The 19,174-nt window shown below is 34.6% G+C and carries 21 protein-coding genes; 14 read left to right on the top strand and 7 right to left on the bottom strand.

Annotated features, from left to right (window positions below; genetic code table 11):
- Nucleotides 1–197 precede the first annotated feature (197 nt).
- Complete coding sequence (locus MKX66_RS03095) at nt 198–695, bottom strand: DinB family protein (RefSeq protein WP_215589969.1); 498 nt, start codon at nt 693–695, stop codon at nt 198–200.
- Nucleotides 696–1,231: 536 nt separating this feature from the next.
- Between MKX66_RS03095 and MKX66_RS03100 the strand changes: the two genes are divergently transcribed.
- The 4 genes from MKX66_RS03100 to MKX66_RS03115 all read left to right on the top strand — a co-directional run bounded on the left by MKX66_RS03100 (nt 1,232) and on the right by MKX66_RS03115 (nt 4,257).
- Nucleotides 1,232–2,194: a tubby C-terminal domain-like protein gene (locus MKX66_RS03100; protein WP_326997165.1), complete on the top strand. Its 963-nt coding sequence runs from the start codon at nt 1,232–1,234 to the stop codon at nt 2,192–2,194.
- A 257-nt stretch (nt 2,195–2,451) separates the two neighbouring features.
- Entirely contained in the window at nt 2,452–2,952 is a 501-nt protein-coding gene (locus MKX66_RS03105) for a sigma-70 family RNA polymerase sigma factor (RefSeq protein ID WP_002013989.1), read from the top strand.
- Nucleotides 2,942–3,964, top strand: coding sequence for an anti-sigma factor (locus MKX66_RS03110; protein WP_326997166.1), 1,023 nt, complete (start codon nt 2,942–2,944; stop codon nt 3,962–3,964). The genes MKX66_RS03105 and MKX66_RS03110 overlap by 11 nt, the downstream gene beginning before the upstream one ends.
- Nucleotides 3,946–4,257: a hypothetical protein gene (locus tag MKX66_RS03115; RefSeq protein ID WP_002128289.1), complete on the top strand. Its 312-nt coding sequence runs from the start codon at nt 3,946–3,948 to the stop codon at nt 4,255–4,257. Before MKX66_RS03110 ends, MKX66_RS03115 begins: the two co-directional genes overlap by 19 nt.
- Before the next feature lie 174 nt (nt 4,258–4,431).
- Here the strand turns inward: MKX66_RS03115 and MKX66_RS03120 are convergent, their stop codons facing one another.
- Nucleotides 4,432–4,632, bottom strand: a complete 201-nt coding sequence (locus tag MKX66_RS03120) for a helix-turn-helix transcriptional regulator (protein WP_002084410.1) — start codon at nt 4,630–4,632, stop codon at nt 4,432–4,434.
- A complete protein-coding gene (locus MKX66_RS03125) occupies nt 4,620–4,979 on the bottom strand; it encodes a DUF3796 domain-containing protein (RefSeq protein WP_016100988.1) in 360 nt (119 codons plus the stop codon). The genes MKX66_RS03120 and MKX66_RS03125 overlap by 13 nt, the downstream gene beginning before the upstream one ends.
- 331 nt (nt 4,980–5,310) lie before the next feature.
- Between MKX66_RS03125 and MKX66_RS03130 the strand changes: the two genes are divergently transcribed.
- The 5 genes from MKX66_RS03130 to MKX66_RS03150 all read left to right on the top strand — a co-directional run bounded on the left by MKX66_RS03130 (nt 5,311) and on the right by MKX66_RS03150 (nt 9,830).
- On the top strand, nt 5,311–5,505 hold the full coding sequence (locus MKX66_RS03130) for a hypothetical protein (protein ID WP_002142517.1): 195 nt from the start codon (nt 5,311–5,313) through the stop codon (nt 5,503–5,505).
- A 104-nt stretch (nt 5,506–5,609) separates the two neighbouring features.
- Nucleotides 5,610–6,335 carry an ABC transporter ATP-binding protein gene (locus MKX66_RS03135; protein WP_002033261.1) on the top strand — a complete coding sequence of 242 codons (726 nt, stop codon included), beginning with the start codon at nt 5,610–5,612 and terminating at the stop codon, nt 6,333–6,335.
- Complete coding sequence (locus tag MKX66_RS03140; protein WP_002167957.1) at nt 6,328–7,992, top strand: putative ABC transporter permease subunit; 1,665 nt, start codon at nt 6,328–6,330, stop codon at nt 7,990–7,992. Before MKX66_RS03135 ends, MKX66_RS03140 begins: the two co-directional genes overlap by 8 nt.
- Nucleotides 7,993–8,048: 56 nt before the next feature.
- A complete protein-coding gene (locus tag MKX66_RS03145) occupies nt 8,049–8,807 on the top strand; it encodes an SDR family oxidoreductase (RefSeq protein WP_326998436.1) in 759 nt (252 codons plus the stop codon).
- 336 nt (nt 8,808–9,143) lie between these two features.
- On the top strand, nt 9,144–9,830 hold the full coding sequence (locus MKX66_RS03150; protein ID WP_215589963.1) for a hypothetical protein: 687 nt from the start codon (nt 9,144–9,146) through the stop codon (nt 9,828–9,830).
- 255 nt (nt 9,831–10,085) lie between these two features.
- Here MKX66_RS03150 and MKX66_RS03155 read toward each other — a convergent pair whose 3' ends face one another.
- Together MKX66_RS03155 and MKX66_RS03160 are read right to left on the bottom strand one after the other, a co-directional pair.
- Nucleotides 10,086–10,625: a restriction endonuclease gene (locus tag MKX66_RS03155; RefSeq protein ID WP_445662204.1), complete on the bottom strand. Its 540-nt coding sequence runs from the start codon at nt 10,623–10,625 to the stop codon at nt 10,086–10,088.
- 187 nt (nt 10,626–10,812) lie between these two features.
- A complete protein-coding gene (locus MKX66_RS03160; protein ID WP_341085476.1) occupies nt 10,813–11,187 on the bottom strand; it encodes a winged helix-turn-helix transcriptional regulator in 375 nt (124 codons plus the stop codon).
- A 127-nt stretch (nt 11,188–11,314) separates the two neighbouring features.
- On the opposite strand from MKX66_RS03160, the gene MKX66_RS03165 reads away from it, so the two are divergent.
- Entirely contained in the window at nt 11,315–11,995 is a 681-nt protein-coding gene (locus MKX66_RS03165; protein ID WP_061674355.1) for an NAD(P)H-dependent oxidoreductase, read from the top strand.
- Between the two features lie 84 nt (nt 11,996–12,079).
- Here MKX66_RS03165 and MKX66_RS03170 read toward each other — a convergent pair whose 3' ends face one another.
- Nucleotides 12,080–13,765: an alkaline phosphatase gene (locus MKX66_RS03170; protein ID WP_341085477.1), complete on the bottom strand. Its 1,686-nt coding sequence runs from the start codon at nt 13,763–13,765 to the stop codon at nt 12,080–12,082.
- 253 nt (nt 13,766–14,018) lie between these two features.
- Here MKX66_RS03170 and MKX66_RS03175 point away from each other — a divergent pair, with 253 nt between their 5' ends.
- Nucleotides 14,019–15,071 carry a pyruvate kinase gene (locus MKX66_RS03175; RefSeq protein WP_002167963.1) on the top strand — a complete coding sequence of 351 codons (1,053 nt, stop codon included), beginning with the start codon at nt 14,019–14,021 and terminating at the stop codon, nt 15,069–15,071.
- A gap of 363 nt (nt 15,072–15,434) precedes the next feature.
- On the top strand, nt 15,435–15,716 hold the full coding sequence (locus MKX66_RS03180) for a DUF1292 domain-containing protein (protein WP_003190466.1): 282 nt from the start codon (nt 15,435–15,437) through the stop codon (nt 15,714–15,716).
- A 157-nt stretch (nt 15,717–15,873) separates the two neighbouring features.
- On the opposite strand, the gene MKX66_RS03185 is transcribed toward MKX66_RS03180, so the two are convergent.
- Entirely contained in the window at nt 15,874–17,169 is a 1,296-nt protein-coding gene (locus MKX66_RS03185; protein ID WP_341085478.1) for a histidine--tRNA ligase, read from the bottom strand.
- Nucleotides 17,170–17,511: 342 nt separating this feature from the next.
- Here MKX66_RS03185 and ybaK point away from each other — a divergent pair, with 342 nt between their 5' ends.
- The gene (ybaK, locus tag MKX66_RS03190) at nt 17,512–17,988 is read left to right on the top strand and encodes a Cys-tRNA(Pro) deacylase (RefSeq protein WP_002142510.1); all 477 of its coding nucleotides are present in this window, start codon (nt 17,512–17,514) and stop codon (nt 17,986–17,988) included.
- Between the two features lie 646 nt (nt 17,989–18,634).
- Nucleotides 18,635–19,135, top strand: coding sequence for a GNAT family N-acetyltransferase (locus MKX66_RS03195; protein WP_002013963.1), 501 nt, complete (start codon nt 18,635–18,637; stop codon nt 19,133–19,135).
- The last annotated feature ends 39 nt before the right edge of the window (nt 19,136–19,174 follow it).

The following is a 19,174-nucleotide window of genomic DNA, read 5'->3' on the forward strand; positions in this document are numbered from 1 at the left end:
ATCGTTTTTTTATTTTTTTCGGAGATGAAATTTGTATTTTTATACCCTATCTCCATCAAGTTTAAAAAATGTTTGTTCCCCAGTAATGAAAAAAATGAATTTAATTCTCATAAATAACTGTAAAGTGGTAAAAATTTCGTTTTGGGTGTAATTTAAAATCTTAAGTTAATGGGCATGGGGTGGAACCCTTTCCTTGTTTAGACCGGATATCCGCCTGTTGGCGGTGGCCAAGCACTAAATAATCTGCGAATCAGCACAATTTCTCCTAAATGGTAGGAGTTATGAGATGCAATATTCCGTAGAACACCGCCAGGGGTTTCACCAGGCCATTCCTCCAATGTTTTGTCCAATTGAACAGTTTGGGCGATCGTGCATGCCTGTTCAATCCCTTGAAGAAAATACTGAATAATCTGTTGCCACTCTTCCTCACTGCCAGGGCATTCTTCTTCAGGCCAGCTCTCTTTTACATGGGTAGGCAATGCAGGCTTCTTCCCCTGAGCGGATAATAAGAGAAAATCTTGCCAATAGGTCATGTGTTTCACTAATTGATAAATAGAATAAGGCAGTTCCTCTCTGCGTTTTCCCGCAAGCGCCACGTCTATATCCGACAAAGCATTCTTGATGGGAAGATGTCCTCGTTCCCCTCTTAACGATTTTACTAATGCCTGGCTAAACGCTTTATTTGATTGCTCCATAATAACTGACTCCCATCCTGTTTTATTTTCTAATTTGCTGATTTTATGATTCCGTCTTTTTTATATGTACTAAATAAATTATAGAAGCTTTACGACTATTAAGAGAAAGTAAAATAAGGCAAGAATCACTGACTTCTTAACGTACAGGAAATCGTAGGTTTTTATTTAATTAGTACCTTAATGTACAAATGTATTAACAGATAAATCAAAGGTTCGAATGACAACATTCAGGTCTGCGTTAATATCAGCCACTTTTGATTTTAGCTTTTCCGATCCCTCCTGAATTTTATCCAATTGATTTTATTGTGAATGAACTATGAGTTGATTATAATAATTAGAGTGAACTCTAAGTCAAGAAAAAAATAATAAAAGGATAGTTATTCTATTATGAGGGAGTTCGCGAAGCAAAAATAGCGCTACTATACTAAGGTCATTCACGTGTTATAATGCGATAATTAAATATTTATATATACATAGTTTCTCAGAGTGATGCGATGTCATGTATGAGCTGTGTAACAACTAGAGGTGAGTGAAGGATGTTAATGTTTTTATTTGAGTTAGACAAGGCTATCCCGCAGAAGGATGAGCCACGGTATGCCGCTTATGCAAATGGCTTTATTGAAGGGGATTTAACGATTCGCGTGAGTGACAGCGTATTTTTTCAGAAGTCATGCATGAAGGTTGCAGAGCTTGGCATTTATTTAGGACAGTGGATGGAACAAGTGCAACATGGGCAGAAAGAACAATTGAATTATGAAACGAGTGACCGTGAGGAAGTAATTCTCGGATTCGTATATGAAGAGGAAGATCAGTGGAGAGTTTTTTCCAGTTGGCAGCAATTTGAACTTCAAGAGCGTATATCAACTACAACATTAGTAGAGAGCGTTCAACGCTATTTATATGAGCTAAATAAGGAACTGCGCGCGATAGGATATCCTGTGACGTTTGATCAGTACTTAAGAGGAGAGCGAATGATGCAGCTTTCTTATAAACGACTGTGTGATAGTAAAGCGGATACGACTTCAATAGAGGTTTACAATGGAAGCGAAGGAGTAGGCGCAGTACGGGGCTATTATAAAAATACGTTGATGAAAGTGCTAGACTTCATTCCGAAAGTCGGTAGTAATATCATTTATGAAATAATGGATAGTAAGAACAATGTTCGCGTCATTGCAAAGGATGTAAGTAGGCAGCGTCAAAGAAGGATTTTAGTAACGTACATCGATAATAATGATGCAGAGCATGAAATACTTGTATGTGACGGAAAGTTATTAGATGCAAATTTCTTATTTACTTTTACATATAAGACAGAAGAATATGTTGTTCACAAAACTTCAATTGGGCTTGGAAAATTATTACGAAACGGCTATGTAATCGCAGATTGGAATATTCGTCTTGAGGAAGATATGTATTATATCGAGATGGATGTATATGATGAGGATTATATAGAGAATCAATACTTACTGTTAGGTGTATTTCATGCGGTTTTGTATGGGTGATAAATGAAAAGTACTGGTATTCTTCATGGGAAGGATACCGGTATTTTTTATGTGGTTCTGGTGTGAAGATTGCATTTTGTCACTTTTCTTTTTTTAGGAATTTACAGTTATAACATCTTATGTTTTGTTTATAATTGTAAATGGTTATTAAAATGTATAAATGTTATTTCTTTTTTAATAAATAAAAAATATAAAAAGGAAAAATAATGCAACTTTATAACACGCTTATTCGTGTTATATATGAAAGGAGGAGGGGGATGGAAATTGAAGAAATATATAAGGTTTATATAAACGATGTGTACCGGTATTTATTTTCCCTTTCTCGTAGCCATCACGTAGCGGAGGACTTGATGCAGGAGACTTTTTATCGGGCGTATCTTTATCTAGAAGACTATGAAAACCAAAAGGTAAAATCATGGCTTTTTAAAGTGGCATATCATACGTTTATTGATTTTGTAAGGAAAGAGAAAAAAGTATCTTTTGTAGGAACGGAGGAATTAGAGACAATACAAGCAGGGGAATCTACAGAAGAGTATGTAGTCGCAAAAAATAGTTACGAAAAATTAATTCAGATTATTCATACTTTACCAGTGGTAGAGGCACAAGCTATTTTATTATGTGACGTACATCAATTAACGTACGAAGAGGGTGCTACTGTATTAGATTTAAAGGTAAATACTTATAAAAGTCACATATTTCGTGGGAGAAAGAGATTAAAAGAATTGTTAAAGGAGGAAAAGAGTCAAAATGACAAATGATAAACCTCATTCTGAACAAGATGATTATAAAGAATTATTACAAGAAGCTCTTCATCAAAGACCAGATTCACTTCCTGATGGAAAACAGCAGCAAGTGTTGAAAATAGGTAAAAAAAGAGCTCGAATTACGAATGTGTTGATTGTATTTACTTTTTTATTACTTATTCAACCTATTTTATATATATCTACACTTTTATATTATACATTGGCACCTACAAACGCGATGGAGATACGGAATGTAGTAAATCAAACATTAAGTGTAACAGAACCTAATGTATTTATGAAAGAAAGGGATATGGAGCAAACATTGTTACCGCTTAGTTTACAATTGCATTTTGATTTGTATAAAAGGGTAGGAAAGAAAGATATTCGAATAGGAGAAGAGAAAACAGATTATTTATTAAGTAGAGCAACGAAAGTAAGCCGTGAATATACAACAGATGAAAAAATTCCAGAAATCCCGTATATAGATAACGAAGTGTTGTCTCATCCTAATAATTATAATGCGTCTTATAATAGTGGCGAAGAAGCGCAGATATTAAAGGGCCTGCCGCAAGAATCTGTTGTAGAAGCATATGTATCTTTTAGAGAATTATTAAGTGTACAAGAGGTAACGGATACGTTTCCTACTATTGATATTGTTTGGTATGCCGTGAATACAGGATTAGAGGAGAAGCAAAAGAATGATGAGGGTCAGTATGTTGCCCCAATCGGTTTTCCAGCAGATATGATTTCAAGTCCAAGTGGTCCTTTTTTAAGTGACTCACCTCATGAGGAACAATTTATTGATGTGTTAAAGTCATTACGGAAGCATGAAGATTTAGCGGTGAAGCTATCTAGAGCGAAAACATTAGAGTTGTCACAGCGCATTTCTTTCCTTGAAAAAAATGGGATAAAAACATACGGGGCAGTTGTAACTGGACCTAAAGGAGAAGTTGAAAAATTGATGAGCCATGAAAAAGTTAGAAACTTGAAAGTAGGTGAAGCGAGATTATGGAATTGGCATTCTTAAAAAAAAGAAAGAGTCATATTTATAAACAGGAAACGTGGATGGGTATTATTTCATTAATTATTGCCTTTCTAGCGTTATTGTATTTGAACATTACATTGCTTATTCAAGAAATATTTATAGGCGAAGGTTTTCGAGAAATAGTTGGAGCTGGATTGATGTGTTCAGTCGTAGGCATGCTCACAAAAAGCAAAAGTCGAAAATATGCATTGTGGGCATGTAGTTTATTTGTTTTTATGTTACTGTTTGCTGTATTTGGATTTATGTTAGGTTGGATGATAAGCTTTACGCCATAAATATGTGGAAAAGAGCGAATGTAGATTCGCTCTTTTTTAATGTGTAAAAAGTAAACTAGATAAGAGAAGAACCTATCAAATTTGAAAGGAGAGCACTATGCATCTAGGCTGTGGTTTTGTTGATATGTTTTCCGCTCACGATTCAGTATTATATATTAAACTTGGTGCTCTTAATTAATCCTCAAAAATAAAAACCTCATCAATCGTACTATGTAGTGCCCTCGCTATATCGTGAGCAAGCTGTAAGGAAGGGTTATACTTTCCTTTTTCAAGATGGCTAATCGTTTCACGACGTACACCAACCTTTTTCGCTAAATCTTCCTGCGTCATATGTACTTTGGCACGGTATTCTTTTATCTTCGTTACGAACGCCATGGTGCATCTTCCATTTCATCAACTGGTTTATCGTAAAAGAAGGTAGAGAATCCGAATGTAAGAATGAGTGTGCTGAAAATAAGAGCAATATCAATCTCTTGTAGTGTAGGATTCGGAAATAACATTTCAATAAAGATAATGATAGCGGTAGTTAATAACGTAACGATAAAGGCGTTGCGGCAAGATTTATTGACGATTTGTTCAAAAAGCTCATCGTGATGAACTTTTCTATACGTCGTGAAAAAGGAGAAAAAACAAAACATAGTAAACAATCCTTTTTCATAAAAAAATCCGAGAAACCCAAAGAAACCGAGAAATCCTAAATATTTAATCCAAGTCGTTTTCATGATAGATTCTCCTTTCGATGTTAGAAATAAAGTGAAACTTTAATCAGCGGGGGGTGTTCATCCTCCGCTGATTATTAGCCTTCACCAATCGGGCGTTTACGGGCAGCAGGGCTCCCACCTAACTTCTTTGCTCCAGCCGAATTTTGAGGTGGGAGTCTTACTGCCAGTTAATGCGGGATAAATCACTATATGTTATAAATATATCACATATGGAAATTCATAGTAATAATAGTTTTGCGATTTATTTCATAATAATAGTAAAAAAGGTTAAATATTCTGTAAAATAAAAAGGGAAATATCGTAAAATGGATGTAAGGAGGGGGAGGACGAAATGTTAACTGGGATAATGATCGTTATATTACTTGTAGTTATTACTGTAATTGGAACGGTGTTAATTGGGCGAAATGGTGATGCGAATTATAGTAAAGCGACAAAAGGAAATATTAAACGACTTACGATGATTTATATAATACTAGCCGTTGTTTTAATCGTTGGATTAGGAGTTTATATTTATTTTAAAGGTTAAAAAAACTGAAAAATGTAAAAATCTAAAAATCTAAAAATCTAAAAATATAAGTATGCTATAATCTTAATATAGTTAATTGGTAATTAAGGAAAGGATTGGATGTAATGATCGAAATTTTGAATGTGTCAAAAAGTTATAATGGATCTACCTATGCAGTAAAAGATTTAAGTTTATCTGTACCGAGCGGAGAAATATTTGGGTTTTTAGGACCGAATGGTGCGGGTAAATCAACGACAATTAAGATGATTACTGGTATTCATGGGGTGGACAAAGGAACCATTACAATCAACGGTAAAGATATTATGAAAAATCCGATGGAAGCGAAGAAAACATTTGGATATGTTCCAGATAGCCCGGATATGTTTTTACGATTAAAAGGGATTGAATATTTAAACTTTATGGCTGATATGTATGAAGTACCGAAGGAAGTAAGACAAGAACGAATAGAGTCATTAGCGAAGAAGTTTGATCTGTACAATGCTTTATCTGATCAAATTCAAAGTTATTCACACGGTATGAGACAAAAGATTGTTATTATCGGTGTGCTCGTACATGAACCAGATGTGTGGATTTTAGATGAACCGTTAACAGGTCTTGATCCGAAATCTGCCTATATTTTAAAAGAAATGATGAGAGAACATGCAGATAAAGGGAAGATTGTATTTTTCTCGACACACGTATTAGAAGTAGCTGAAAAAATATGTGACCGCGTTGCTATAATTAATAAGGGGAATTTGCAGTTTAAAGGGAATTTAAATGAAATGAGAGATCATTTTGAATCCAATGAATCACTTGAAAAAATGTTCTTGGAGATGACGGGCAATGAGTAAAATTTGGACGTTAACGAAAGTATTATTGAAATTAAATTATGCAGATTTCATAACAGATAAAAAGAAAAGATGGGCGTATTTATTTTCATTTGCAGCCATTTTATTTGTAGGTTTTTTAATATTCGGTTCGATGACCCATGGAATATATGAAGGAATGATACACCTCGGACAGGATCCAGGGATTGTTATTGCGATGGGATTAGCAGTTGCTAGTATATGGGTATTTTTGATGAGTATTATGAACATTTTAACAGTGTTTTACTATAGTAATGATGTTGAAATGTTGCTACCGTTACCGTTAAAACCAGCGCAAATTATTTCGGCAAAGTTCTTTACAGTGTTAATTACACAATACGTAATGAGCTCGTTTATTTTATTGCCTATCTTTATTACTTACGGTTTAAAGAGTGGTGCTTTCATTACATATTACATTTATATGATTGTCATTTACTTATTCTTCCCGATCATTCCGCTAGTTTTAGCTTCGTTAATTATGACAATTATTATGAGGTATACGAATATAGCGAAAAATAAAGATCGAGGAAGTATATTTATTGGAATCGTAAGTATACTATTTATCGTCGGAATCAATGTATTTATGCAATGGAGAAATAAAAGTGCAGTATCTGGAGCTGGAGATTCAGTTGCGAATTATCTTACAAATAATCAATCCTCCCTTTTTATACAAATGACAAATTATTTTCCAACTACATATTTTGGTGCAATGGGATTAGTAGAAAATGCATCGTGGAAGGGAATATTATACGTACTAATATACATTCTTATTTCTATCGCATTTTTCGGTTTGTTTTATTACATTGCAGAGCGTACATATTTAAAAGGGGTTATTGGACTTTCAACGAGTACAGCAAAGAAAGAGGTAATTTCAGCAGAAGGTTTACAGAAATCAACAGTACAAAGTTCTCATTTAAAAGCATATGTGAAAAAAGAATTTAAAACGTTATTCCGTACACCACAATTTTTCTTAAATTGTATTGTGCAAACTTTCGTTATGCCAATTATGCTGTTCTTTGTTTTGTTTGTACAAGATGGAAATTTAAAATGGATTACAGGGTATATTGATAATCCAGAATCAGCAGGTTTCGCAATTGGTGTTGGCCTTTGTGCATCCTTATTTTTAATGGGGAGTAACGTTATTGCAACAACGTCATTCTCACGAGATGGAAGCTCTTGGTTTGTGAATCGTTACTTACCAGTAAAGGCTTCGGATATCTTTTTTGCGAAAGCGATAACGGCCTGGTTAATTAATGTAGTCATTTTAGGAGTATTCGGTATTACAATGGCATTTGTAGCAGGTATTTCGCCAGTCTTCATGATACTTTGGTTCTTACTAAGTGCGAACGGTTTATTGTTAATTAATTTAATCGGTACACGCTGGGATGCACAAACTGCAGATATTCATTGGGATACAGAACAGAAATTATTTAAAAGTCGATATACAACTTTGTGGAATTTTTTAGCTAATATTTTAATAGCTTTAGTTATTGTAGCGGGTGTAAGTGTATTATACTTCTTCCTTCAAGTAGGACTTTGGATTATGTTTATCGTTTTATTTGTAATGTTTACGATTGTAAATTATATCTTTATTAAAATTTTAAAATTAGGCGCTGAGCGTATATTGTCAAATATTAATTAAAAAGGTAGATCCTCTGTATTCGTGCAGGGGATTTATCCATAGATGGAGGAGAAAAGGTGAAGAAAATAGCAATTGTAACAGGGGCAACTCGTCTGAATGGAATTGGTGCAGCTGTATGCAAGGTGCTTGCTCAAAATGGGATAGACATTTTTTTCACGTACTGGCCTCGGTATGATAAAGCGATGCCATGGGGAATGAATGATCAAGAGCCCTTTTTGTTGAAAAAGGAAATTGAAAGTTACGGCGTTCGATGTGAAATGGCAGAAATAAACTTATCGCAGTCTTATTCGCCTAATCGTGTATTGTATATGGTATCAGAACGTTTAGGGGATCCATCTATTCTTATTAATAATGCGGCGTATTCTACTCCTACGAAAATTGAAGAGTTAGATGTAGAACAGCTAGATAAACATTATACGGTTAATGTTCGTGCTCCTATGCTATTAAGTTCATTATTTATTAAACATTTTTCACTTAAAACGAGTGGAAGTATTATAAATCTTACTTCTGGGCAGTCATTAGGCCCGATGCCAGATGAACTAGCATACGTAGCAACAAAGGGAGCAATAGAAGTATTTACTAAGTCAGTTGCACCAGTAGCTATGGAGAAGGGGATTACAGTCAATGCTGTTGATCCAGGACCGACGAATACAGGATGGATTACAGAGGAATTACAGCATCATTTAGTATGGAAATTCCCGCAAGGAAGAGTTGGAGAACCGGTGGATGCGGCACGCTTAATTGCTTTTTTAGTAAGTGAAGAAGCGAAGTGGGTTACTGGGCAAGTCATTCATTCGAACGGTGGTTATTCATAAAAATATTATGTTAACAATTGTTGAGAAATAAAAAAATTAGTAATTATTTTGTTTTTTGTATAAATAAAATGTCAAGAAAGATAAAAAATTGATAGGGGAGTATGTTGTCATTTGTAGATTGTAAATCTTCATGTGACAACATACTCTTTTTCTTTTGCTACAGAGGAGGAAAATGTAGTAGAAAAAACTCGAATATTAAAATGAATTTATCGTTTTTTGTACGTATTATTATGAAGATTACTGTCGGAAAGATGGTGATTCGTATGAAAAGGGATTTTTTAAGGGGAAATAGAATCGTAAAGAGAAGGATAAAATTGTAAACATAGGGGGATTTTTATGAAAATGAAAAAGGTCGCTATCGCATCAGTAGCAATTGGTACAATGCTTACAATGGCAGCTTGTAGTACCTCCACAGATAAAGATGCAGCAAAGAAGGATCAGGTAACTGCACAAAATGAAGAGCAATCGAAAACGACAAGTGCAGATGAAGCGTCAAAAACAACGAAAGATACTGAAAAAGACACAAATACTTCTTCGAATGAAAAAACAGATAAGGATGCAAAAAATACAAAGGAATCATCAGGAACAGAAAGTAACGACAAAACAACAAAAGAAAAAGAAACGACAGGAAAAACGAATGATCAAACTACTAGCGGAAAAACAACAGATCAAAGTACAAGTACAAACAATAACGGAAAAACAACGAAAGATCCGAAGAAAAGCGTCGCTGTGAAAACAAATGTAAAAGAAGTCGTTACATTAATTGAAAGCTTGGACAAGCAATTAGCTGCAAATCCTAAATTAGAAACAGTTAATAAACTCGGAAAACAAATTAATGAGAAGTGGGATGTCATTGAAAAAGAGTTAGAAGCATCACATCCGACTGAATATAAAACAATTGGCCAAAGTATGTATCCGTTAATTGTAGGAGCGGAGAAAGAAAAGATCGATATTAATAAAATGAAGTCATTAACGACGAAAACGAAAAAAGATTTAAATCAATTATTAACGAAGCTTTCATAGTTTCAAAAGCCTACTCGTGTGAGTAGGCCTTTTTAGTTTGTTGTACACTCTCGTTGGGTGTTAAGAAATAAAGACTTCATTTAAAAGGAACATCACAATGATAAAAAAGAGTGATAACTATTAAAGATATTTTTTGATAGGAAGTCATATAAAACGCTCCCTTGTATTTATATTTGCAATTTAGTAGTTTTTAAAGTTCATTATTTTCTACAAAAATTTCATTTTGTTATAAAAAAAGACACTAGCATGAGTGTCTCAATTGGAGTTATATTTCTCGGCGCGGGTCGCTGCTTTTTCTCGATTTACTTGCGCACTTAATTTAATCAATAAGTCGCGGTCTATAAGTAATACATCGTTAGCATGCGCTAATTTACGTGCTGGTTCTGTAAAATAGTTATTAGTTACAACCCAAGCATGAGCGACATCATAGTACCTTTTAGCTCCAACAACTTCTTGTACAGACTGGATGCCAACCTTATTTTTATAGCGTTTTGCCTGGACGATTATTTTTTCATTATTATTTCTTAAAATTAAGTCTGCTCCAAAGTCTCCGGATCCCTTAGTAACTTCTGTATGGTATCCAAATGATTGATATAGTGCGCTTAAGTAGTGTTCAAATTGTAGTCCGTTCATTCGATCAATTTCATAAATACTGGATTGGCGAAGTTGTTCCATAAAAAACTTTTGAGCTTTGACCTGTTTTTTTTGTTGAAATATCATAAAAATAATTAATAATGCAGGAATAAGCATTAAGGGGGAAGTTAAAAAGTGGATTAATATCCCAATGAAAAACATAAACAAATTAGTACATCTCCTTATAGTTATATTAATATAGTCATCAATAACATTATACAAAACTTATCTGTTTAGAATAGATAAAAATTGTAACAAAATAATCCTTTTACTCAAAAAAAAATCGCCTGTATCCTAAGAGGCAATCTTTTTTGAGTTGTTTGTAATGGCTAATTACAGGTTTTAAATACTATTTAGTGTTATTTCTACTTTCCAAAACCTGCTCCATATTATTAGTCGCCCATTCCATCATTAAAAGGATAATTGGACGTAGCGACTCGCCTAGTTCGGTTAGCGAATATTCTACTTTAGGAGGTACTTCACGATATACCTCCCGATGTACCATGCCATCTGCTTCAAGTTCTCTAAGTTGAAGTGTTAACATTCTTTGGGTGATATTAGGTTTTAATCTTTTTAATTCATTAAATCGTTTCTTACCATCTAATAAATGATAAAGAATAACACCTTTCCATTTCCCGCCAATAACCTCGACGATAGCTTCTACTGGACAAGAATATTTATTTAAAAATGGATAATTTACATCATCTTCTTTTGAACTAATCATAAAAAGACTCTCCCTTAACAATAGTATCTTTTTTGATACTATAGCACATAAATGTGCGTACTTGTATCATTGTTACTTTAAAAATATAATTTGGTTAAATAATAATTTAATGAAAAGGGGATCTTTTATGACTAACACAAAACAAAATACAAAACAAAAAATTATTGAGGCTTTTAACTTTAGACATGCATGTAAAGAATTTGATCCTATGAAGAAAATTTCAGAAGATGATTTTAAATTTATTTTAGAAACAGGAAGATTATCTCCTTCTTCTTTTGGATATGAGCCTTGGAAATTTATTGTGGTACAAAATAAAGAATTAAGAGAAAAACTATTACCATATTCATGGGGAGCAGGTGGGCAGCTTTCAACAGCAAGTCATTTTGTCATTGTTCTTTCAAGAACCATCAAAGATATGCACTATGATGCAGAGTATATTCAGCACATGATGAAAGATATTATTGGATTGCCTGAAGAAGCCCAACAAATGAGATATGAATTCTTCAAAAAATTCCAAGAATCGGATTTTAAATTATTAGACTCCGAACGTGCTGTATTTGATTGGTCATCGAAGCAATCTTATATTGCTTTAGCTAATATGATGACTAGTGCAGCTCAAATCGGTATTGATTCTTGTCCAATGGAAGGATTCGATAAAGAAAAAGTAGATTCTTTACTTCGTCAAGAAGGAATTTTAAAAGATGATAATCTTGAGGTATCAGTTATGGTTGCATTTGGATACCGTAAAGGAGAACCAAAATTTAATAAAACAAGACAAACTATGGATACTATTGTTGAATGGATTTAATAAGATAAATTTGTATCCATATAACGAAAAAAACGCTACCCTTTCTATAGAAAGGATAGCGTTTTTTTATGTCTGTTTTTAAATTTAGCGAGAATGCTTTGTGAATAGTTGAATTGCTTTTTCAGGGACATAGAATTTCCCGTTGCTTTCTACAACAACACTTCCTAATTCATAATCTTTTTCACCGATACAGATAATATTTTTATTAACAAACAATTTGGCCGCCGTATTATTGCGTTTTACTACAAGCACCGGGTTTCGTACATCTTTTTTGTCAATCGTTACAGTTGCACCAATTTGTTTAAAGGATGTTTCAGCATCTAAGAATAATTTCTTAGATAATTCTCCTAATTGAAAGCCCATTGCTTTGGCCATTATTTTCGCAATGTCTGTATTTTGGACTAAACCGTATGGCTTTTGAGGACCGTAAGAGTATAAGAATACATCTTCACCCGTATGACCACCAGTTGTAAAACCGATGTTCGCACGGTTGGCCAATAATTTAGTAAGGATTGGACCTACATCAGCTTTCTTTTGTGCAGCTTTTAACTGTTCTTTTTCATTAGCAGTTAGGTCGTCTAAACCGTAAAGTGCAGCGATCTCTTTTATATTAGATAAATCATCTTTTAGTTTATTTGTAGCACCCTCAAGTGTCATTTTCGCCTTTTTCAGTGGGGCAATGTAAGCTGATACTGGTGTGGTATCATATCCTTTTGTGGTATTGCTGTTGCCAATGGAAATACCGCTATTACCATGATCCGCTAATGCAATGACCATAGTGTTACCGTCTTTCTTCGCAAATTCTAATGCTTCTGTAACTGCATCATCAAATGCCAATACATCGCTAATCATCCCGATTGGGTCATTTGCATGTGCTGCCCAATCTGCCTTACTACCTTCTACAAATAAGAAGAAACCATCTTTATCTTTTGATAATGTTTGAATTGCTTTTCTCGTCATCTGGGAAAGAGTTGGCTGCTTAGGATTGGTTATTATACGATCCATATCGAACGCAAGGGCAGTATTAGAGAAAGAACCCCAGATTTTCTTTGATTTGGAGTTTAATAACGCATCTTTTGTTTCGACAAAGTCATACCCTTTGTCTTGAATCACTTTTACTAAATCTTCGTTGTCTTTACGAATTCCGTTGCTTGTCGTAGGCTGAAGTGCTGCTTTTCCACCACCTAATACAACTTCTATATTTTGATAAACTTGCTGTTCACCAAGTACTTCGAAATCTTTACGGTTAACGTGGTGGGCAGAGAAACTAGCAGGAGTAGCATGTTGAATTTCTGATGTAGCAATGATTCCTGTCGCGCGGCCGGAACGTTTTGCGCCTTCTAATACGTTGGCAACTGGACGAAACTTGCATTCTTCTTTCACTGGTTCTAAGCCAGGTGAATTCACAACAGAAGGTAATACGCCCACGTAGCCTGAATTTGATTTATTTCCTGTCGCTAAAGCTGTGGCTGCTGGTGCAGAGTCCGTAATAGCTGATTCTGCGGAATACGTACGAACACCTCCGGATACAATTTGATCTAGTGCAAGAGGTGAACCTTTATACCAGCGGGCTAATGTTGTAGCAGAAGAACTTGTCCCATCTATAACCATGAAAATCACATTTTTAGGTTGCTTTCCTGCTTTTTTTACCTCAGCTTTTACCTCAGCTTTTACCTCGTTATCGTTCATTATGATTCCTGTTGCTAATGTAAATATTGCTATCGTTCCCGCTAATGTTAGTCCCATTATTTTTTTTCGAAGAGTAGTCATTGTGGTTCCTCCATAGGTCGTTTTCGATATCCAAATCTAACGTTCGTATGTAAACAAGATTTATTATTAGTAGTACCCCATTGCAACGAAACTAACAATAACTATGGAGTCGAAAAGTTAAATTTAAGCTACTTCTTCAGCAAAATATTCTCCTCATATAAAACTTCTTTGCACCCTTAGTTACATGGTCTTTCCTATAAAAAGAATCTTCTCTTTATTTTATGGGAAACATTTAAAAAAGGATGGTGGGGACATGACAATTGATCGAGTTTGTACAATTGGGCCAGCGAGTAATAATGAAGAAACGTTAGCGCAGTTAATAAACAATGGTATGAAAATTGTTCGGTTAAATTTATCACATGGTACGCATGAAAGTCATAAAGACATCATTCGTTTAGTAAAATCGTTAGACGATTCTATTAAAATTCTAGGGGATGTACAAGGTCCTAAAATAAGATTGGGTGAAATGAAAGAGGAACAAATTACACTTGAAGCAGGGGAGTTATTTACTTTACATACCAATCCAGTTCAAGGGAATAAAGAAGAAGCAAGTGTTGATTATGTAGGGATCGCGAATGACGTGAAAGTTGGAAGTAGAATTCTTATTAATGATGGAGAAGTTGAGTTAATCGTTGAAAAGATAAGTTCGGAAAAAATAGAAACAAGAATAAAAACAGGTGGCAATATTTCCTCTCATAAAGGGGTGAACTTACCAGGTACAATTGTTAGTTTGCCAGCTATTACGGAGAAAGATAAAAAAGATATTCAATTTCTTCTAGAAGAGGAAGTTGATTTTATTGCGTGTTCTTTCGTTCGAAAACCTAGTCATATAAAGGAAATACGAAGTTTTATACATGAACATAAAGAAACATCTCCTAATTTAATTGCAAAAATAGAAACGATGGAAGCAATTGAGAATTTTCAAGACATATGCAAAGAAGCGGATGGCATTATGATCGCAAGGGGAGATTTAGGTGTGGAATTGCCGTATCAATTTATTCCACTGTTACAAAAAATGATGATTCGTGAGTGCAATCGAACGAATACATATGTCATTACAGCGACACAAATGCTTCAATCTATGGTAGATCATTCTATTCCTACAAGAGCTGAGGTGACAGATGTATTTCAAGCTGTACTGGACGGGACGAATGCTGTTATGCTTTCTGCTGAAAGTGCGTCAGGAGATCATCCAATCGAAAGTGTGAAAACGTTACGTCTCGTTTCGGAATTCGCTGAGCATGTAAAAAAAGACGGTCCTTTTGCGATGAAAGATGTATTGGAATTGCTGCATAAGTCTCTTTAGTTTATATAGAAGGATTTATCTCTCATCCTAAAAACGTACGGAAAGGAATCAGGATAGGAGGTGCCATTTTAGTATTTACTTACAGATTGAAAGGTGGCATTCCAGCTGCCTATATGAAAGAATCATTATGGAACATGGAGGTCTTTCGGAAATCTAAAGAAGGATTTTAAATTAATTAATCCAATTATCTCATTTAAAATATGTTCATTCCTATTCATAAATGATATCCTTATAGTTGAATACTTTTGCTGAATCAGCAAGAATTTGTTGTTCTTTCTGTATGAATTCAACTTTTTTATGGAAAGATATGTTAGTAAGTGTGCAATTTGAACGTTTTATTTTTTAGAGTATGATAGGAGGAGAATGAATATGGAAGCAATTGAAGTAGGCGAAATTTTTAGTCTTACCGATGAGAATAATGAAGAACAGGAAGTTGAAGTGCTTGGAGCGATGGATGTCGAAGGTGCAGAATATATTGCGGTTGCCTTTGTAGAAGACATTCAAACAGAAACTGAGGAAGACATTGATATCTTCTTTTTAAAAATAGAAGAAGATAATGAATTCTCATACATAGAGAATGACGAGGAATTTGAAAAAGTATCTGCGGCGTTCGAGAAGATTATGGACGAGCAAGAACAAGAATAATAATAAAAAGAGTTAGACAAAAGAGGGAGATGCATATCTGCCCTCTTTTGTTATATGGTTGAAAATTACATTTATAGAAATCAATAATTATATTATGTAAACTGAATGACTCTTTATTTATGCACTAGAAAAACCACCCAAATGAGGGTGGCGCTTATTATATATAGTTATTAAATGTGTTATTTTCCAAGGAAGAGAGGGGAATCTTCACTTCAGTACCTTCCTTCATATTACGCAATACAACTGTTTCTGTAGATAGTTCCTCTTCACCAATTATTAGCACATACGGGATATTTTCTTTATTTGCATAATTAAGGGCACGTTTCAATTTACGTCCAGCTAGTTCAAGTTCGACTTTTAAAGAAGTAGTAGAGCGCAATTGCTGGGCAATTTGTAAGCATTGTAATTCTGTCCCGAGTGGGATGATAAATAAATCCGCTGTAGATGATATGGTTTCTTTCTGTGATAGTGCTGTATAAATAACGTCTAAACCGAATGAAATACCGACTGTTGGATAGTTCATATTATCACCACGGAATGCTCCGATAATATTATCGTATCGACCACCGCTACCGATGCTAGATGTAATCGTGCCATCTTTTAGAAAGATTTCATACACAGTGCCTGTATACATTGTGAGTCCTCTTGCTAAAAACGGATTGAATATCGTATTTTCATTTATTCCGAGAGCGAGTAAGTATTGCTGTAGTTTTTGTAGTTCCTCTACTCCATCGGCGACAAGTGTATTATTGAAAGTGTCTTTAAAGTCGGCTATAGGGAGCTTTAGGCAAGATAAAACAGTATTACATATTGTATCGGCCATTTCTACAGTAACCCCGCGCTCCAATACATCTTTTCGTACACCATCAATCCCAATCTTTTCGATTTTATCCAATGATAAAATTACGTCACTCGTTAGTTCAGTAGGGATGTTAATAGACTGGAGAATACCGTTTAATAATTTTCGGTTATTATATTGAATTGTTACTTCTAAGTTTAACGTTCGGAATAGTTCAAATGCCATGCTCATGAGTTCAGCTTCTGCCATGACAGACTCTACACCAACTATATCAACATCGCATTGAATGAACTCACGGAATCTTCCTTGTTTAATCGGACCATCTCGAAATACTTTCCCAATTTCATAGCGTTTAAAGGGTAGGCGGATGTTCGGATTCATCGCCACGACTTTTGCGAATGGAATTGTTAAATCATAACGTAAGGCAAGATCGCGTTTTCCTTGATCCTTAAGTGTATATATTTCTTTTAAAATTTCATCGCCACCACCGTACTTGTAAGACATAAGCTCATACATATTTAACGTTGGTGTCTCTAACGGTTTACAGCCATAACGTTCAAACGTATCTTCACAAGCTCTTTTAATTTTATTTCGTAGTACTTGTTCCTCTGGTAAATAGTCTTTTGTCCCTTTTACATTTTTCATTTCCACCATAATCACTCCTCTTTTAAATTAAAAAAAGCTATGCGGGTATAAAAATACCCACATAGCTTTATGAACGCTTCGTGGGTCAACAGGAAAAGCCCTGTACCCACGAAGAAAAATTTTTCTTCGGATACACGGCGTTACGTATGATGATGAAGTTGGAAAGACGTATTAAAAGTTCGCATTAAAAATCTCTCCTTAACATAAGTTTTTCCAAATTATATCAGATGAATTTGGAAATATCAATATTTTCAGTTTTGAAGAATATGTGAAGTTATGTAGGAGAAATTGAAAAGAGTGTATAATAAAAGAAAACTTAATAATATGAAATAACTTTTTAAGGAGAACACTATGAAAAAAGATAAAACAAATGCGATGCGAATATTAGATAAAGAAAAAATTGAATATTCGATGATGTCATATGATCCGGACGATGGGAAAATTGATGGCGTATCAGTTGCTGGGAAAATTGGTAGAGAAGTGAGAGAAGTATATAAAACACTTGTTGCTCAAGGGAATAGTAAAGATTATCATGTGTTCATTATCCCAGTAGATGAGGAACTAAATTTAAAAGCAGCCGCAAAGGCGGTCGGTGAAAAGAAGATAGAAATGATTCCTGTTAAAGATATTACGAAAGTTTCAGGGTATATTCGCGGCGGTTGTTCACCAGTAGGAATGAAGAAGTTATTTTCTACATGTATTGATGCGAGTGCTCAATCGCTTGAAACGATCATTGTAAGTGGCGGGAAAATTGGAGTACAAATTGAGCTTAAAGTTGATGACTTGGCGAAAGTGACGAGAGCGCAGTTTGGTGAAATAACGAAATAAGTATACATAGGAAAAGAAGTTCTAATTTTATTAAATTTAGATAAAGATTTATAGGATAATTAGTCCATTATGAGGGCGGATTATCCTTTTTTATTTACATAATGAATGAAATAAAAAGAAATTGAATTTTTAGTTTAATCAGTATAATATGGATGTGTGATTTTAATCATTTGTTTGGCTTTAGGAGGAGTACAAAGCCTCGTTTCAAGGACTTTAAATAAACAGCAGAGTTACTTTTAAAGATAGACAAAGGACGGGAAAGTGTTTTAATGAGGGTTCAAGAAATACCCATAAGAAAGCACATATTGGGGGATGCCAGTATTTTGGAAAACCCCCACGCTAAGAGTATGCAAGATTTTATACAGTTTTTTGGCTAATCCAGTAACAAACAAGAACCCTAAAACCGTGCCAGGATAGGAATGTATAAAAAAATGTATAGATTCATAGAACTAAAAAAGAAGGTTCCCTTGTGAGAGCAGGGTTCTCCTTTTTCCTTGCTACCGATAATGAGACGTTATGTTAACTGATCATGTATACAATATGCATTGTTCCTTCTTCAACTAAAGGGCAGATTAGTTGAAGAAGGAATTTCTCTAAATTTGGAAGAATTAATATTAAAAAATATGTTAAGGAGCTTGTGAATTATATGGAATCCATTAGCAAAAGCGAAGTGAAGCTACGAGATATCACAGAGAAAGATCTACCTATCTTTTTCGAACAACAACTAGATTCAACGGCGAACTATATGGCTGCTTTTACAGCTAAAGACCCCACTGATAAGGACGCATTTTTTGACCATTGGAAAAAAAATATTGCTGACGAGACTATTACAATTAAGACTATATTATTCAATGGTATTGTCACTGGACACGTCTCGAACTTTGAACAGTTCGGCGAACCCGAAGTAAGCTACTGGATTGGGAAGGAATATTGGGGTCATGGTATTGCAACTAAAGCGTTGTCAGAGTTTCTGGAGTATATTAAGGTACGCCCGCTCTATGCTCGTGCCGCTAAAGATAACCTCGCCTCCATTAGGGTATTGGAAAAATGCAGGTTTAAAATCATCTCTGAAGATAAAGGTTTTTCCAACGCAAGAGGCAAGGATGTTGAAGAATTTATTTTGAAGCTCGAACCTTATGATATGTAATTTAATACCGTAATACGATTGGAGCGGTTCTTGACTAAG

It is taken from the genome of Bacillus sp. FSL R9-9530, assembly GCF_038008145.1.
Lineage (GTDB): Bacteria > Bacillota > Bacilli > Bacillales > Bacillaceae_G > Bacillus_A > Bacillus_A mycoides.

Coding starts and splice junctions, on each gene's coding strand:
- MKX66_RS03095 (WP_215589969.1), bottom strand. CDS start 695: ATGGAGCAATCAAATAAAGCGTTTAGCCAGGCATTAGTAAAATCGTTA.
- MKX66_RS03100 (WP_326997165.1), top strand. CDS start 1,232: ATGTTAATGTTTTTATTTGAGTTAGACAAGGCTATCCCGCAGAAGGAT.
- MKX66_RS03105 (WP_002013989.1), top strand. CDS start 2,452: ATGGAAATTGAAGAAATATATAAGGTTTATATAAACGATGTGTACCGG.
- MKX66_RS03110 (WP_326997166.1), top strand. CDS start 2,942: ATGACAAATGATAAACCTCATTCTGAACAAGATGATTATAAAGAATTA.
- MKX66_RS03115 (WP_002128289.1), top strand. CDS start 3,946: ATGGAATTGGCATTCTTAAAAAAAAGAAAGAGTCATATTTATAAACAG.
- MKX66_RS03120 (WP_002084410.1), bottom strand. CDS start 4,632: ATGGCGTTCGTAACGAAGATAAAAGAATACCGTGCCAAAGTACATATG.
- MKX66_RS03125 (WP_016100988.1), bottom strand. CDS start 4,979: ATGAAAACGACTTGGATTAAATATTTAGGATTTCTCGGTTTCTTTGGG.
- MKX66_RS03130 (WP_002142517.1), top strand. CDS start 5,311: ATGTTAACTGGGATAATGATCGTTATATTACTTGTAGTTATTACTGTA.
- MKX66_RS03135 (WP_002033261.1), top strand. CDS start 5,610: ATGATCGAAATTTTGAATGTGTCAAAAAGTTATAATGGATCTACCTAT.
- MKX66_RS03140 (WP_002167957.1), top strand. CDS start 6,328: ATGAGTAAAATTTGGACGTTAACGAAAGTATTATTGAAATTAAATTAT.
- MKX66_RS03150 (WP_215589963.1), top strand. CDS start 9,144: ATGAAAATGAAAAAGGTCGCTATCGCATCAGTAGCAATTGGTACAATG.
- MKX66_RS03155 (WP_445662204.1), bottom strand. CDS start 10,625: ATGTTTTTCATTGGGATATTAATCCACTTTTTAACTTCCCCCTTAATG.
- MKX66_RS03160 (WP_341085476.1), bottom strand. CDS start 11,187: ATGATTAGTTCAAAAGAAGATGATGTAAATTATCCATTTTTAAATAAA.
- MKX66_RS03165 (WP_061674355.1), top strand. CDS start 11,315: ATGACTAACACAAAACAAAATACAAAACAAAAAATTATTGAGGCTTTT.
- MKX66_RS03170 (WP_341085477.1), bottom strand. CDS start 13,765: ATGACTACTCTTCGAAAAAAAATAATGGGACTAACATTAGCGGGAACG.
- MKX66_RS03175 (WP_002167963.1), top strand. CDS start 14,019: ATGACAATTGATCGAGTTTGTACAATTGGGCCAGCGAGTAATAATGAA.
- MKX66_RS03180 (WP_003190466.1), top strand. CDS start 15,435: ATGAATATGGAAGCAATTGAAGTAGGCGAAATTTTTAGTCTTACCGAT.
- MKX66_RS03185 (WP_341085478.1), bottom strand. CDS start 17,169: ATGGTGGAAATGAAAAATGTAAAAGGGACAAAAGACTATTTACCAGAG.
- ybaK (WP_002142510.1), top strand. CDS start 17,512: ATGAAAAAAGATAAAACAAATGCGATGCGAATATTAGATAAAGAAAAA.
- MKX66_RS03195 (WP_002013963.1), top strand. CDS start 18,635: ATGGAATCCATTAGCAAAAGCGAAGTGAAGCTACGAGATATCACAGAG.